General features: G+C 72.1%; 14 protein-coding genes. 5 read left to right on the top strand and 9 right to left on the bottom strand.

Annotated features, from left to right (window positions below; all coding sequences use genetic code 11):
• Positions 1-97 precede the first annotated feature (97 nt).
• Positions 98-1,474 (top strand): AAA family ATPase, encoded by a 1,377-nt coding sequence (locus tag AC0NZN_RS08795; RefSeq protein ID WP_474591913.1) that lies wholly within the window; start codon positions 98-100, stop codon positions 1,472-1,474.
• A gap of 31 nt (positions 1,475-1,505) precedes the next feature.
• On the opposite strand, the gene AC0NZN_RS08790 is transcribed toward AC0NZN_RS08795, so the two are convergent.
• Complete coding sequence (locus AC0NZN_RS08790; protein ID WP_474591912.1) at positions 1,506-3,110, bottom strand: 5-oxoprolinase subunit B/C family protein; 1,605 nt, start codon at positions 3,108-3,110, stop codon at positions 1,506-1,508.
• Positions 3,107-3,862, bottom strand: a complete 756-nt coding sequence (locus AC0NZN_RS08785) for a 5-oxoprolinase subunit PxpA (protein WP_474591911.1) — start codon at positions 3,860-3,862, stop codon at positions 3,107-3,109. The genes AC0NZN_RS08790 and AC0NZN_RS08785 overlap by 4 nt, the downstream gene beginning before the upstream one ends.
• A gap of 157 nt (positions 3,863-4,019) precedes the next feature.
• Between AC0NZN_RS08785 and AC0NZN_RS08780 the strand changes: the two genes are divergently transcribed.
• Positions 4,020-4,880 carry a spermidine synthase gene (locus AC0NZN_RS08780; protein ID WP_474591910.1) on the top strand — a complete coding sequence of 287 codons (861 nt, stop codon included), beginning with the start codon at positions 4,020-4,022 and terminating at the stop codon, positions 4,878-4,880.
• A 139-nt stretch (positions 4,881-5,019) separates the two neighbouring features.
• Here the strand turns inward: AC0NZN_RS08780 and AC0NZN_RS08775 are convergent, their stop codons facing one another.
• Complete coding sequence (locus AC0NZN_RS08775; RefSeq protein WP_474591909.1) at positions 5,020-6,369, bottom strand: vanadium-dependent haloperoxidase; 1,350 nt, start codon at positions 6,367-6,369, stop codon at positions 5,020-5,022.
• Between the two features lie 92 nt (positions 6,370-6,461).
• Positions 6,462-9,203, bottom strand: coding sequence for a helix-turn-helix transcriptional regulator (locus AC0NZN_RS08770; protein ID WP_474591908.1), 2,742 nt, complete (start codon positions 9,201-9,203; stop codon positions 6,462-6,464).
• Between the two features lie 204 nt (positions 9,204-9,407).
• Between AC0NZN_RS08770 and AC0NZN_RS08765 the strand changes: the two genes are divergently transcribed.
• Positions 9,408-9,935, top strand: a complete 528-nt coding sequence (locus AC0NZN_RS08765) for a tetratricopeptide repeat protein (protein ID WP_474591907.1) — start codon at positions 9,408-9,410, stop codon at positions 9,933-9,935.
• 30 nt (positions 9,936-9,965) lie between these two features.
• On the top strand, positions 9,966-10,454 hold the full coding sequence (locus tag AC0NZN_RS08760; protein WP_474591906.1) for a SprT-like domain-containing protein: 489 nt from the start codon (positions 9,966-9,968) through the stop codon (positions 10,452-10,454).
• On the opposite strand, the gene AC0NZN_RS08755 is transcribed toward AC0NZN_RS08760, so the two are convergent.
• Positions 10,414-11,094, bottom strand: coding sequence for a 2-phosphosulfolactate phosphatase (locus AC0NZN_RS08755; RefSeq protein WP_474591905.1), 681 nt, complete (start codon positions 11,092-11,094; stop codon positions 10,414-10,416). The two genes, AC0NZN_RS08760 and AC0NZN_RS08755, sit on opposite strands and share 41 nt — an antisense overlap.
• Before the next feature lie 50 nt (positions 11,095-11,144).
• On the opposite strand from AC0NZN_RS08755, the gene AC0NZN_RS08750 reads away from it, so the two are divergent.
• Positions 11,145-11,684 (top strand): hypothetical protein, encoded by a 540-nt coding sequence (locus tag AC0NZN_RS08750; RefSeq protein ID WP_474591904.1) that lies wholly within the window; start codon positions 11,145-11,147, stop codon positions 11,682-11,684.
• On the opposite strand, the gene AC0NZN_RS08745 is transcribed toward AC0NZN_RS08750, so the two are convergent.
• The 4 genes from AC0NZN_RS08745 to AC0NZN_RS08730 all read right to left on the bottom strand — a co-directional run bounded on the left by AC0NZN_RS08745 (position 11,668) and on the right by AC0NZN_RS08730 (position 15,223).
• Positions 11,668-12,261 (bottom strand): NADPH-dependent FMN reductase, encoded by a 594-nt coding sequence (locus AC0NZN_RS08745; protein WP_474591903.1) that lies wholly within the window; start codon positions 12,259-12,261, stop codon positions 11,668-11,670. The genes AC0NZN_RS08750 and AC0NZN_RS08745 overlap by 17 nt on opposite strands.
• A gap of 140 nt (positions 12,262-12,401) precedes the next feature.
• Positions 12,402-13,844 (bottom strand): ABC transporter permease, encoded by a 1,443-nt coding sequence (locus AC0NZN_RS08740; RefSeq protein WP_474591902.1) that lies wholly within the window; start codon positions 13,842-13,844, stop codon positions 12,402-12,404.
• Complete coding sequence (locus AC0NZN_RS08735) at positions 13,841-14,635, bottom strand: ABC transporter ATP-binding protein (protein WP_474591901.1); 795 nt, start codon at positions 14,633-14,635, stop codon at positions 13,841-13,843. Before AC0NZN_RS08735 ends, AC0NZN_RS08740 begins: the two co-directional genes overlap by 4 nt.
• Before the next feature lie 75 nt (positions 14,636-14,710).
• The gene (locus AC0NZN_RS08730) at positions 14,711-15,223 is read right to left on the bottom strand and encodes an SRPBCC family protein (protein WP_474591900.1); all 513 of its coding nucleotides are present in this window, start codon (positions 15,221-15,223) and stop codon (positions 14,711-14,713) included.
• Between the last annotated feature and the right edge of the window lie 104 nt (positions 15,224-15,327).

Below are 15,327 nucleotides of genomic sequence, written 5' to 3'. Positions count from 1 at the left end.
GATCGAACCTGCGCAGTCCTGTGCGCGCGAGCTCCGAGCCAATACAGTGGGCGGGACGAGCGAGCGCTGGGGAGCCGCCGCGTGTGAATCGAGAAACGTGGAGTTCGACGCATCCGATGCGGACGTCGCCCTCGACGGCCCCTGGCCGCTCGTGGGTCGGGACGCCGCGATCGACCGTGCGCTCACCGCGCTTCGGGGCGCCGCGCGCACCGTCGCACTCTACGGATCCTCGGGGATCGGCAAGAGCCGCCTCGCCTCCGACGTGAGCGCAGCGCTCGAGGACGACGGATGGCTGGCCGTCTCGGTCGCGGGCAATCCGGCGCTGTCCGCGGTACCCCTCGCCACCATCGCTCCCGTGCTCGCCCGCGATGCCAGCGCGTCCATCGCGACCGCTGGTGAGGCCGCCGCCCTCTTCGCCGCCGCGAGCGCGGCCCTCACGGAGATCGGTCACGGGAGACGCATCCTGCTCGTCCTCGACGACGCCGGCGCCGCCGACCCGGTCTCGATCGCACTCATCGCCCGGCTCGTCGAGGCGGGGCAGCTGCGCCTGCTGACGACCGTCGCGGAGGGCGAGCCGATGCCCGAGGGGATGCTCGGGATCGCCCGAGCGCGGGACGCCGTGCGCATCGACCTCGCCCCGCTCGACATCGGCGAGACGACGGAGCTGCTCGGCCGCGTGCTCGGCGCCCCGACCGCGCAACGCGCGGCGGTCGGGCTGCACCGGGCATCATCCGGGAACCCTCTCTTCCTGCGCGAGCTGGTCATCGGGGCGAGGGATGCCGGCACCCTCGTCCGGTCGGCGGACCGCTGGAGCCTCACGGGCGACACGGTCGGATCGCCCCCGCTGCGCGACCTCATCCTCGCCCGCCTGCGCACTCTCACACACGAGGAGCGCGACGCCCTCGAGCGGCTGTCGCTGTGCCACCCGCTGGCGCTCGACGAGTTCGCCCGGCCGGGCGCGCCCGAGGCGCTCGCCGACCTCGAGCAGCGCGGGCTCGTCAAGGTGCACGAGGCCGGCGGCCGCATCCGGGTGCTCCTGACCCATCCGCAGTACGCGGCGGCTGTGCGCGAGTCGATCCCGCGCATCCGCCAGGTGTCGCTCCTCGCCGAGCAGGCCGATCTGGTCGCCAGGCGCTCGTCGTCGCCCGCGGACCGGCTGCGGGTCATGCTGTGGCGGTTGGACGCGGGCAGACCTTCCGATCCCGAGCTGCTCCTGCGCACCGCGCGCCTCGCGCACCAGGCCCGCGATCACCGGCGCGCCGAGCGGCTCGCCGCCGCCGCGATCTCATCGGGTGCCGACGATGCCTCCGCGCACCTCCTGCATGCTCAGCTGCTGTGGGCGCTCCTGCGCGGCGCCGAGGCGCTGGCCGCCCTCGACCTCGCAGAGCGGCGCGCAGGTGCGGCGGCGGATGCGGGTGCCGCCCTGACGGCCGTCACCGTCCAGCGCGCGGAGATCATGGGCGCCCGCGGCTGAGCAGTCGACGCTCATCCCGGTTCGCCGCACATCAGCGGGCGTGGCGGAAGCGGATGCGGGTGCCCGGTCGCGCCTGTCCGAGCAGATCGAGCGCGGCATCGGTCACGACGGCGATGACCGGGTAGCCGCCGGTCACAGGGCCGTCCGCGAGGAGGATCGTGGGCCGCCCGCTCGGCGGCACCTGCAGGGCGCCCGGCACCATCCCCTCGCTCGGCAGCTCGTCGATGCGGGTGCGCGGGAGCTCGGGACCGTCGAGGCGGATGCCGACCCGATCGGCCTGCGCGGAGACCGTCCACGTCGATTCGAAGAGCGCCGGGAGGGCGGATGCGGTGAACCGGTCCGCGCGCGGGCCGGGGGCGAGCGTGAGCTCGAGGTCATCGGCCGGCGCACCCCAGGGTGCGAGGTCGGTCACCGGGATGGCGGTCGCCGGCGCGGGGCCGATCGGGAGCTCGTCGCCCTGCTGCAGGGGCGCCGGACCGAGGCCTGCCATCGTGTCGGTGCTGCGGGAGCCGACTGCCGGCGGGACGTCGATGCCTCCTCGCACGGCGACGTAGGCCCGCGCGCCGTGGGCGAACCAGTCGAGGTGCAGCTCGGCGCCCGCGGGCCAGGGATGGGCGATGTCGAGGTCGACCGGATGTCCGTCGAGCGTCACGGCGCCCCACGCCCCGGTGACCGCGAACCACGTGTCCGCCGTGGCGACGGCGCTCCAGCCGCCCATCGCGACCTCGACGCCGGCGTCGCCCTCGGGGTTGCCGACCAGTCGGTTGGCGGTGCGCAGAGCGGCGCGGTCGAGGGCGCCCGAGCGCGCGACGCCGAGCGCCGCACGGCCCGGGCGTCCGAGGTCCTGGATCGAGGAGAACAGGCCGGGGTCCGTGACGCGGATCGCCCGGGCGGGATGCTGCCGCGTCGGCGCCCCGAGGCCGTCGGGACGGAGATCGGGCAGCGCACCGGTGCGCTCCCGAGGCGATCGGGTGGCTGCAGCGACCGGCGCGGCGAGCTCGGGCACCGAGCGGAAGCGCACCGACGCGCCGGGTGCGAGCAGCACAGAGGATGCGGCATCCGCCGACGGATCGAACAGCCGGGCCGCCGTCCGGCCGATCAGCCGCCACCCGCCCGGCGTCTCGCGCGGATACGCGCCGGAGAACCCGGCGGCGAGGCCGACCGACCCGGCCGGGACGCGCGAGCGCGGCGATGCGAGCCGCGGCACGTCGTACGGCCAGTCCGGACTCACGAGATAGCCGAAGCCCGGCGCGAAGCCGGTGAACGCCACGCGCCAGTGCGCCCCAGTGTGCACGGCGACGAGCGCCTCGGCCGACACCCCGAGCAGGGCGGCTGTCTCCGCGAGATCGTCGCCGTCGTAGACGACCTCGAGCACGACCTCCGCGGATGCGGAGCCTTCCGGGGTGGGGGCATCCATCGACACCCGCTCGATCCACGCCCGCGCCGTCACGAGGGGCAGCCGGGCCGGGTCCAGGCGAACGAGCACCGTGCGGGCGGCCGGCACGAGCTCGACGACGCCGTCGGGGCGGGAGGCGGCGAGTGCCGCATGCAACGCGAGGACGGCGTCGAGCGAACCGGCCTCGGCGAGGAGCGCGGCCTCGCCCATCGGCCGGATCTGCAGCCCGGGCGCGCTCACCAGGGCGCCTCGACCGCGATGCCCTCGCCGTCGAGGGCCGCCCGCACGGCGTGCGCCAGGGCGACGGCGGACGGAGAGTCGCCGTGCAGGCAGAGGGATGCGGCATCCACCCGCACGATCGAACCATCGGCTGCCACCACCGAGCCGTCGACGACGAGCCCCAGGGCCCGTTCGGCCGCGGCCGCCGGATCGTGCAGGATGTCGCCCGGCTCGCCCCGTGGGACGAGGGTGCCGTCGGGGCGGTATCCGCGATCGAGGAACGCCTCACGGCGGAAGGGCAGGCCGGCTGCCGCGGCCGCGGCCTCGATCGCCGCTCCGAGCCCGAGGATCGGCACCGGTCGGCCGAGCGCCTCCGCGAGCTCGGCGACCGCGAGAGCGACAGCGCGAGCCGCCTGAGGATCAGCGCCGGCCGCGTGATAGAGCGCGCCGTGCGGCTTGACGTAGCGGATGTCGGCGCCCGCGGAGCGCAGGGCCGCGAGCTGCGCGCCGACCTGGCGCTGCAGCGTCGCGGGGTCGACATCCACCGCCGTCCGCCCGAAGTTCGCGCGATCCTCGTACGAGGGATGGGCCCCGATCGCGACGCCGGTGCGGGCGGCGCGGTCGACCGCGTCCGACATGGATGCGGCATCCCCCGCATGCCCTCCGCAGGCGATGCTGGCGCTCGAGATGACCGCGAACATGGCGTCGTCGTCGGCCGTCGGCACGCCGTCCACCGTCTCGCCGAGGTCCGCGTTGAGGTCGATCGCGCGCATGCTTCCACGGTACCCGCGGGCGGTGCGGCGCTGTCGGCGTCCGGGATGCAGGACCGGCGGCCACGGGGCTGCGACCCACAGGAATCCGCCGTCGCTCGTGCGCCCGAGCGGACGATCTCCTGAGTCTTGAACAGGCAGCGCGGGTAGCGTGGTCGGCATGGGCCGACGCGACACTCCCGAGCCGCCGTCCGTCCGGCTCTCGAGCGGCGCGATCGCGCGCATCGTCCCCGCGCCGTACACGAGCGGGTTCGAGCTCGAGGTCGACGGCACGCCGCAGTCGCACGTCGACCCCGACGACCCGACCTACCTGAGCTTCGAATACGTCACGCGGATGGGAGCGGTCATCGACCGCCTCAAACTGCCCGGCCAGCCGCTCACCGCGGTGCACCTGGGCGCGGGCGCGCTCACGATCCCGCGGTACGTCGAGGCGACCCGGCCGGGTTCCCGCCAGCAGGTCGTCGAGATCGAGCCTGCGCTCGTCGATCTCGTGCGCGAGAACCTCCCCCTCCCGCGGAACGCGTCGATCCGCATCCGCATCGGCGATGCGCGGGCCGCCCTCGCCAAGCTGCCACCCGCGATGACCGGACAGGTCGACCTGCTCGTCAGCGACGTCTACTCCGGCGCGCAGACGCCCGCGCACCTCACGAGCGTCGAGTTCTATCGGGCGGCGGCACGGATGCTGGCCACCGACGGCGTCCTCCTCGTCAACGTCGCGGACGGCGCCGGGCTCGCGTTCGCACGCGGGCAGGTCGCCACGGTCCGGGCCGTGCTCCCCCACGCGATCGTGCTCGCCGAGGTGCAGGTGCTGAAGGGTCGGCGGTTCGGCAACCTCGTGATCGCGGCATCCCCCACCCCGCTGCCGACGCAGTGGCTGCCGCGGCTGCTCGCGGCCGGCCCGCATCCGGCCAAAGTCGCGGAGGGAGCGGAGCTCGACGAGTTCGAGCGGGGCGCTCTGCCCGTGACGGATGCCTCGGCCGTCGACTCCCCCAAGCCCAAGGAGTCGCTCTTCGAGCGATGAGCCCTTCGCGCACCCCGTGGGGACCGCGGGGCGCGGCTCACCGGCATGACCCATCGGGGATCGCCGATGCGAACGGCACCGCTGGCCGTCCGGCGCGGGTGCACCGCGCGGCCAGCGGGATCCTCATGCCGCGCCCGTGTCATCCGGCCGGCTGGAAGAGCCTGCCGACGATGTAGCGCGCGACAGTCCGTCCGAGGGAGCTGCCCTGGAGGTCGGAGTTGCGGAAGTGGAAGCCGACGAGCACGCGCGCCCAGTCGACATCCTTCTCGATGTCGTGCATGCGCGTGTAGGTGTGCGTGCGCTCCGTCACCCCGGGCGCCCGGCTGTCGATTGTCAGAGTGACCTGGTCCGTCCCGAAGAACGTGTCGAGGGCCTGCACGACGGCGCCGCCGTAGCAGGCGTGACCCGAGGGATACTCCGGGAAGTCGGGCGTCGGCCCGAGCGGCTTCCAGGTGGCGTCGGGCGTCGTGGCCGGGTTGCCGTCTGCGCCGGCTCTGGGGATCGCCTGGTACGGGCGCCAGAACCAGAAGTGGTACTTCGCGTCGAAGCAGGCGATGATCGCGTCGGCGCTCGAGGCGTGCGCCATCGCGAGCATGCGGGCGGTCTGCATCGTACCCAGTCCCTGGTCTGAGGCGAGCTTGAGCAGCGCATCGTTCCACTGGCGCGTGTCGTGGTCGGTCCAGAAGAACGCCTGGTTCGTCTGAGCGGCACTTCGCGTCACGCTGTCGATCGCGCCGAGGCTCTCCACCTGGTTGACATCCTCTGCGTATTCCGAGCTGGTCAGGGCGTTCGGACCGCCGGGGCGGAACTGAGATGCGCTCTGCATGGCGATCGGTCGGGTGCCCGGCAGGCACGTTCCGAGGGGCTGTCCGGTCGGGTTGGGCACCCACACGCCCGGGCCGGGTTGAGGGATGCCGAGATCGGCCACGGTGGTCGAGCATCCGCGGCCGTCGTTCGTCCGGGACGCCAGCACACCGCGAGCCGCCTGCTGACCGACGGCGATTCCATCCGTCTTGGCCTGTCCGTCCGGAATCGCGGCCATGTATGCGGCGTAGTCGGCATCGAGGATGCCCGCGGTGCCGCCGAGCTGCGGCTGCAGCCCCGTAAGGGTGTCGTGGGCGGCGGTCGCGATCGCCGCCTCCGGAGAGGCGCCCGCGGATGCGGCAGGCGTCGGCGCATACGGCTGGTAGCCGCCGTAGAGCGCCACGGCCGCGTCATAGATGGCCACGTGGACGATGCCCATGTAGACCGCGGCATCGCCAGGGAACTTGTTGCCGAAGTTCTCGGCTCCGAAGACCCCGCCCGGACCCGCGGGAACGATCGCGCACCGCGCCTCCGTGCTCCAGAAGGCTACGGGGGTCGTGGCGGCAGAGTAATGCGCGGCGGGTGCACACTGCGTGGTCGGCTCCGACACTCCCACGTCGGGGGCCGCCCCGATGGTGAGTGCGGCCAGTGGCAGAACGGCGAGAAACGCCAAGGTGGATTTCATAGTCTCTCTCCCCAGGGAAGATCGCCTCGGCGAGGCGAAGGGACGGACCGCCGGTCCCCGAGCGCTCCACGACAGACGCTAGGACGCGCCGCTCACCTTGGAATCAGGGGTTTCCCTGAGGTTTGGGCGATCTCCGCAGAATCGGCACGGTATGCCACCGAAAGCTCCGTCCGCGAGCGGACGCCGAGCTTCGCGTACACGTGCGAGAGATGCGTCTCGACCGTGGCCACACGAACGAACAGCTCCGCGGCGACCTCCTGGTTCGTGCGCCCCTTCGCGACAAGTTCCGCGACGCGGCGCTCCGCCGGGGTCAACCCCTCCGTGCGCCGGCGGCCGCTGAGCGCCCCCAGCTCCGCACGGGCATCCTCGATCCACGTCGCCGCGCCGAGCTGCTCGAACAGCCGGAGTGCCGTGCTGATCGCCTCGAAGGCGTCCCGCTTCCGAAGCTGGCGGCGCCGCACGACACCCAGAGCGAGAAGGGAGCGCGCGCGGCCGAACGTGTCGCGGGCACGATCGTGCAGGACGACCGCCTCATCGAGCATGCGGGCGGCCTCTGCGAGGTCGCCCCTGGCGCTTGCGATCAGACCCTGGCAGCGCAGCGCGTGCGCTGACGTGCGATCGTCCCCCGGCTGTACGGCGAGCTGCCACCCGTTCTGGAGCAGCTCCGCGTCTTCGAGACGGTCCAGCGCCAGCAGCGCCTCGACGTGGTCGGGCACCCACCAGCGAGGCATTGCTGCGCGCCACCCGAGTCTGGTGGTCGTCGCCAGAGCCTTGTCGAACCATGCCAGAGCCGCCTGGGGATCGCCGGCGCGCAGTTCGACGATCCCCATAGTCCCCAAGTGCACCGGCGTGGGAAAGCCGAACTGCTCCTCGGCGAGCTGCAGAGCACGGGCGCAGTGCGAGCGAGCGTCGTCGAGACGGCCCAGATTCGTGGCGATCTCCGCGATCGGCATGTGCACCCACGGGACCTCGAGCCCGTACTGCGTGTGCAGCTCGAACGCGCGGTCGGCGTACTCGGCTGCGAGGTGCCAGCGTCCATCATCGAGCTCGACGAACGCCAGCGACCGGAGGGTCTCGGCGGCGAGGAGCTCGTCGAGGTCGCGAACGTCTTCATAGGCCCGCTCGAAGATCGTGCGGGCTTCATCGCGGTCGCGGATGGTCTCCGCCAGGTCGAAGACGGTGCTCACCCGCAGCCGCACATCGCCGGTGGCCGCGGCGATCTCGTAAGCCCGCTCGACGTACGTCTGCGCCTCGGCATCCCCGACCGCGAGCCCCAGGAAAGTCATCAGCGAGAGAGCCTCCACGCGCAGCCTGACGTCGTCGGCCTCCTCGGCCAGCCGAAGCGCTGCCCGAGCGCGTTCGAGCGCCGCGTCGAACCCCTCCGTCAATCGGATCGAGAACGCGAGCCGGCATTGGATCGCGGCTCGCATCGCGCCGCTCGTCGCCTCCGCCAGCGCCTCTTCGAGGAGCTCGACGGCGCGACCGAGTCCCTCGAACTCGGAGAGGAGCAGGAGCACCTCGGCGCGCACCGGGCCGAGGTCGCCCTCGGCGAGCAGGTCGGCCGCGAGCTTCCGCGCCCGGGTCCATTCCCCGGCGGCGTGCTCGGCGCGCGCGGCGGCCAGCACCCTCCGGCGTCGATCGGCGACCTCCTCGGAAGGTGTGAGTCGCAGGGCGGCCTCCGCGAGTTCGGCACTGCTCGCCCATGCGCCGCGGTCGGCCTCCATCACCGCGGCGTCGTCCAACGCCGCAGCGATCGCCGCATCCGCCTCATCGGTCGCGAGCGCGAGATGTCGGGCGCGCACGACGGGGTCCGAGACCGCGGCGGCGATGCGCGCGTGCACGGTCAGACGCCGCGGGCCCAGATCGTCGTACAGGACCGAGGAGAGCAGGGGGTGGGTGAACCGGATGACCCCGCCCTCGCGCTCGACCACCCGGGATGCGATCGCCGGATCGAGAGCCGCCGGCCGCGCCCCCACACGCTCCAGGAGCGAGACCCGTGGCGCCCCCAGAGCGGCGGCGAACGCGAGCGCGTCGTAGGCGGAGGACGGCAGGGCGGCCAGACGTCCCCGCACGAGCTCGGCAAGCGTTGCCGGAACACGCAGCTGGGCGAGCGGGTCCGCATCCGGGTCCACGAGGCGTCCGAGCTCGAGTGCGTAGATCGGATTGCCCCCCGACACGTCGAGGATGCGGGTCAGCGTGCGGTGCGCGAGCGGCCTGCCGAGGAGCCGAGACAGCATCGTGTGAAGCGAGCCGAGGTCGAGCGGCCCGATGGGCAGCTCTTCGAAGGGTAGGGCTCGCTCGATTTCAGACGGCTCCGCACGGCGCGCCACGACCAGACGAACGGGCACGTCTGCACGCCGGAGGGCAGACGCGAGCGTGCGGGTCGACGAGGCATCGAGCCATTGGATGTCGTCCACGGCCACGACGACGGGGCGCTGCCCGTTCAGGAGCCGGAGCACATCGCGCACAGCGACCACCAGCGCGCCATCGTCGGCGAATCCGGTCTGGCGGGTTTCCCTCCGCAATGCGACCTCGAGGGCTCGCCGTCGCGGTGCGGTCAGCCGGTCGATGACGCTGTCCAGAACGGGATCGAAGAGGTCCGCGATGCCCATCAGGGCAAGGAGGCGATCCGCCTCCGCGGGCCGCGAGACGAGCACGAGGAGGTCGCGCTCCCGAGCGGCGGCGACGGCGGCGTGCCACAGCGTCGATTTGCCGATGCCGGCTTCCCCCTCGAGCACGAGCCCGGCCGGCGCTGACCGGGGGGCGTCGAGGAACCCCTCGATCGAGTGGAGTTCCCGATCGCGGCCCACCACAGCGTCGACCGCCACGCTCACGGACACATCATGCATCCCCGCGGAGTCCGCCACCACACCCTCTCTGCGCGTTGGCATCGCCGACGCGCGGCGTGCCCCCCGGTCTCGCTCGATGCGACACGGCACACTGGAAGGGCGAAGAGATGGGACCGCGTCCCGCCCGCGGATCGGCGTTCCGGGACGCCGCTCCGAGCCGGCGGTTCCGGGTGCGAAAGGTAGGAGACGGTGAACTTCATCCGCAGCTACGACCCTGAGACCCTGCGCGAGATCGTCGATGAGAGCGCCTGCGCGGAGCGACTGGAAGACCTCGGCGTCCAGCGCAGCCTGCCGGCGCTCCTCGAGCGCGTGTGGCTGCTGAAGGTGCTCGGCGACCTCGATGAGGCCCTCGAGGTCTCGGAGCAGTCCGTGCGCGTGGCGCGCATGGCCGGCACCCGCAAGGATCTGCTGCGGGCCCGCATCCTGCATGCGTCGGTCCAGCAGCACCGGGAGCAGTTCGGCGCCGCCGAGCAGGAGCTGCTCACCGTCGCGGAGGAGGCCGAGGGCCAGGAGTGGTGGGCGGTCGCCGCCTTCGCGCAGCATCACTTGGGTCGCGTGTACTTCGACATGGGTGACTTCGGCGACGCGCGCGCCGCGTTCAAGCGCGCTCTCTTCCTCCGTCAGCAGGCCGGAACCCCCGACGACCAGCTCGAATCGACACTGCTCGCGATCGACGCCGCCGACCGGCGTCGAGTCGAATCGACGGTGGCGAGCTGAGTGTCGTAGGTACGTTCTAGCCTGACGGACATGTCGCATCTTCAGGACGTGCGCGCGACCGCCGACGCGCTCATCGCGAGACACCTGGATGGGTCGTGGTCGTTCGCCTTCGACAACGCCAAGCGCCGCGCGGGCCTGTGCGACTACCGCGCCAAGCGCATCAGCGTCTCGCGCTACCTGGCGGCCCGCTACGACGACGAGACCAACCGGCAGACGCTCCTTCACGAGGTCGCGCATGCGCTCGCCGGCCCGAAAGCCGCGCACGGCCCCGCCTGGAAGCGGACGGCGCGCTCGCTCGGCTACGTCGGCGGCACCACCCACAGCGGCGAGACGGCGATCGAGCTCGCTCCCTGGGTTGGCGTGTGTCCTGCCGGTCACCTCGCCTACCGGCATCGCAAGCCGGTGCGCCTCACGTCGTGCGTGCGCTGCGCCCCGCGCTTCGACGAGCGCTACCTGTTCGACTGGTCGCGACGCGAGATCACCGCGGCGACGAAGCTCGCGGCTCTGACACCTCGCTAGCGAGGCCGAGGTCCAGGCCGAGGCTGAGGAAGATTCCGTCCCGCAGCACCGGAACCGCCTCGACCGCGTCGATCTGCGATGCGTTCAGGACCTCGTCGCGCAGACCGCGCTCGATGAGCTCCTGCCCCGATCCACTGGCGGTCATGAGGTGCCGCACCGCTCCACGCAGGCCGCGGAACGCCTCGCAGGCCACCGCGGCCTCGGGCGAGGAGTGGTCGAGACCGAGGGCGGCGAGTGCGTCGATGACGGCGCCCGCGCCGAGCTGGTCCTCGGCGGCGAATCGCAGCTCTCCGTTGCACAGCTCGCCCCCGGCGATCACGGCGACGCTCGTGCGGGCACCGCGGCGCACCTGCTCCGAGAGCACCGCGTCCGCGACGGCAGCCGCATTGCGGAGGCACCCGAGCATGACGAGCGCCCCGGTATCTGCGGCGGCGCGGGCGATCGGCGCACCGTTGATCGACACGGCGAAGGTCTCCGCATCCATCGCGATCGATTCGCCGCGAGCCACCGCATCCGTCACCGTCGTCGAGAAGCGGAGCACGTCCACCACCACCACGATGTCGGACGCCGCGAGCCGCTTCAGCCCTTCCGCACCCCACTCGAGGCGCACCTGATAGCGGGACTGGTCGAACGGATGCATCCCGCCAGCGTAAGCGGTGCGACGCACCCGCCGGTGCGACACTTGAGCGCATGCGGATCCTGCTGAAGTTCGTGATCGACTGCGACCCCGAGGCGGCATGGCGGGCACTGCACTCGCCGCGCGCCGTGGCCGAGCTCTACGGTCCCGTGATGCAGGTGGCGCCGATCGTGCCGAGGAGCCTGCCGACGTCGTGGAGCCCAGGCGACGAGGTGCCGGTGCAGCTGTCGGCCTTCGGAGCCGTGCCGATGGGGCGACAGCTCATCCATGTCAGCGAGCGCTCGGCGGAGGAGCCCGGCGGCCGTGTGCGCATCTTCCGCGACAGCGGCATTCCCCTCACCGGTCCGCTGGCGAGCCTCGACATCTGGGATCACCAGATGGCCGTCTCGCCGGCGCCCGGGCGCCCGGGCAAGACGCTGTGGCGAGACCGCCTGGTCATCGGCGGCCCCACGGCCCCGGTGCTCTGGCCGGTGCTGTGGGGCGTCTGGCAGTGGCGTGCCGCGCGGGTGCGCGCCCTCGCACCCACCTGGGCGCACGATCCGGAACCGGCGGACGGGGCCGCGGCATCCGTCTCGGTCACGCCCGAGGGATGACCGTCAGCACCCGCGCCGTGAACTCGTAGAAGCGCTCCATGAACATCGTGAGGAAGTCGCGCGTGCTCTCGACGGCGACGTGCCCGTCGGCGTCGATCAGACCCGGCGTGAATTGGATGTAGGCCTCGGGTGATGTCATCTGGCGGGCGTTGAGGAAGCTGAGGGTGCTGCGCAGCGTCTGCTGGCCGACCGCCGTGCCGATCGCGCCCATCGAGGCGCCGATGACTCCCGTCGGCTTGTCCGCCCACACGCTCATGCCCCACGGTCGGCTGCCCCAGTCGATCGCGTTCTTCAGCGGCCCCGGGATCGAGCGGTTGTACTCCGGCGTCACGAACAGGAGGGCGTCGGCCCCGCGCACGGACTCCTTGAAGTCGAGCGCGACCTGAGGGTAGTCGGCATCCAGATCGCGGTTGTAGAGCGGGAGCCGGCTGTAGTCGATCTCGTAGAACTCGAACTCTGCGGGCGCGAGCTTCTCGAGTGCCCCGGCCAGGAGCCGGTTGATGGATGCGGTGGACAGACTGCCGATCAGCACGCCGACGCGGTAGGGCGGGGCGTGCTCGATGATCTCGATCTTCATGTGGACCTCCTGCGTCGAGCGTGCCGCACATCCGTCCGCGACGCCAGGAGGGTCCGCGCACTGTCGGAGGACGCACAGGGCTTCGCGCCGAGCCGGGTTCCCGATGCCCGACCCGGCGCGCTGCCCCCTGCGATCGACGGCTACTCGGCCAGAGCCGCCACCGGCGAGACGCGGGTGGCGAGCCGCGTCGGCGTGACGGCCGCGACGAGCGTGAGTACGGTCGTCGCGACCACGATCGCCAGGACGGGCCACAGCGGCACGGCGGGCCAGACGATCCCTGCGGCCCGGGTCGATCCGGGCGCATGCACCGAGCCGAGCAGCGACTGCGCCGCCGCCCAGCCGTAGAAGACGCCCAGCACAAGACCCGTGGCGACCGCGGCGACGGTGATGTGCGTCGCCTCCAGCAGCACGACGCGGCGCACCTGCGTATTGGACAGGCCGAGCGCCCGGAGCAGCCCGAACTCGCGACGGCGCTGGACCACCCCGAGTGTCAGCAGGTTGACGAGCCCGACCGCGGCGATGACGGCGGAGACCGCGACGAGGCCCATCATGATGCCCGAGAACGTGTCGATCACGGTCGCGAACGGCGCCGGCAGCGTGCCCCCGAACGCTGCGGCGAACACCTGCTTCACCGACTGCGTGGCCACCGCGAACATCGTGACGAGCGTCACGCCGATGACGACTCCGATGGCCATCCGGCTCGACCGCTCGGGGTAGCGCAGCGCGTTCTCTGCCGCGAGCCGGGCGGTGGCCGAGCCTCCGAACGCACGACCCACCAGCCGGAGCACGGGCGGCATCACGAGGGTCGCGCCGAGCGCGAGCCCCGTGAACGACAGCACGCCGCCGACGAACGCCACGATCACGCCGAGCGGGCTCACGAGCCCGATCGCGATCCCTGCGGCCAGGAGCGCCGCTCCGATGACGATGAGCGTGATCGCGACGGCGTTGCGACCGCGGCGGCGAGCGATGTCGCGGTGGGATGCCTCGACCGACCCGCCGAGCGCCTGCAAGGGCGTCACCGACAGCACGCGGCGAGAGCCCGCCCACGCGGACATCCACGTCGTCAGCACGACGATCACCGCCGGCGCCAGCAGCATCGCCTGGACCACGTCGTAGTGGACCGCGTCGAGCGACCAGACGCGCTCCGCGATCTGGATGCCGGCCGCGGAGACCGCCACGCCGCCGAGCAGCCCCAGGAGGGCGCCGATCGCTCCGACCACGAGACCCTGCCGGGCGACCTCGACCCGCTGCGAGCGCGCCGTCGCCCCGATGAGCCGCAGCAGGGCGATACGCCGTGTGCGGCCCGCGATCACGGTCGCGAACGTGTTGGCCGTCACGATCGCGGCCACGTAGACCGCGACACCGACGAGCACGAACACGATGAAGCTCAGGACGAACGCCACCGTCTCGCTGTCGCGCGTCGCCGGATCGGACCTCAGGATCGCCCCGATGAACCCGGTCGCCGAGATCAGCACCACGCCGAACGCCGTCGCGATCCCCGCGACCAGCATCGACGCCCCCATGCCGCGATCCCGAAGCCAGGACAGGCGGGATGCACCCCCCGCTGCGGTCTGCGCGCTCATGCCGACACGACCGTAGTGACGGGCGCGGCAGCCGCGCCCAATTCGGCCGCGAGCATGTACGCCGAGATCTCCTCGGCGCTCTGCCGCGGCTTGTCCGCCACGATGCGCCCGTCGCCGAGGAAGAGCACGCGGTCTGCGTGGCTCGCCGCGATCGGGTCGTGCGTGACCATCGCGATGGACTGCCTGTGGTCGCGGCTCGCGGCCGCCAGCAGCCCCAGCACCTCGCGGCCGCTTCGGGAGTCGAGGTTGCCGGTGGGCTCGTCGGCGAAGACGAGATCGGGAGCCGTCGCGAGCGCCCGGGCGATCGCCACGCGCTGCTGCTGGCCGCCGGAGAGCTCGTGCGGCCGGTGCCCGAGCCGCGAGCCGAGGCCGAGCGTCTCGATGAGCCCGTCGATGCGGGCCTTCTCGAGTGCGCTCGGCCGTCGGCCGTCGAGGTCGATGGGCAGTCGGATGTTGCCCAGCACGTCGAGCGTCGGAACGAGGTTGAAGGACTGGAAGACGAAGCCGACACGGCGCCGGCGCAGAAGCGTCAGGTCGAGGTCCGACAGGCCGGAGATCTCGGTGTCGCCGATCCACGCGCGACCGCGGGTCGGCGCATCCAGCCCCGCCATGATGTGCATGAGCGTGGACTTGCCCGACCCGGAGGGCCCCATGATGGCGGTGAACTCGCCGCGCCGCACTCCCACCGAGACGCCGTCGAGCGCGCGCACTTCCCCGTCGCCGCGGCCGTAGGTCTTCGTCAGCTGCTGGACCCGGGCCGCAAGGCCCAGGTCGGTGGTCGTGATCTCCATGCCTCCGACGCTACGGAGAGGCTGGATCGCGGTCGTCCGCCGTGCGATGCATCCGTATACATCGCAAGGATGACCTCAGCGGGCGGTGACCGACTCGCGCACCTGGCGGTGCAGCTCCTCGTGGTCGTCGTCGGTCAGCGCCTCGTCGCCCTGGAAGAGATACGGCGTTCCCTCGCCGGTCTCGATGAAGGACTTGAGGCTGCCGTGGACGAACATGCTCCAGGCGTTCGAGCACGAGCCGTAGCACTCGCCCTCGGGGAGCAGGCCTTCGTGCGTGAAGGTCACGGTCGTGCCGGCATCCGTCGAGGCGATCTCGAACCGGACGGTCGTGCCGTTCCACTCCTGCTTGTCGGCGACGAAGTCGAGGTGGCTGCCGGTGACGAGCCAGGCGATGCGGCGGCCGGGTTCGAGCTCGGTGACCCGGAAGCCCGAGTAGTGCAGGCCGGGCACGACGTAGACGAACTCGTCGCCGACGGAGGTCGTGCCGCCCGTGATCCTCCCCCACCAGCCGGAGACGTCGTTGATCGCGTCGTACGCCTGCTGCGGCGTGGCGTCGACCGTGATGGTGGTCGTGTAGTCCGCGGACATGTCGGTGCTCCCTTGCGTCGGCATCCGTGGAGGGATGCGATGAACTTGCGTGATGCAAGTCACCGTACTCCTGCCAACTTGCATCACGCAAGTGATAAAGTCGA

The organism is Microbacterium sp. sgz311019 (assembly GCF_056135325.1).
Note: the sequence above shows the minus strand (reverse complement) of the source record. Positions and strands in the feature narration are given on the sequence as shown.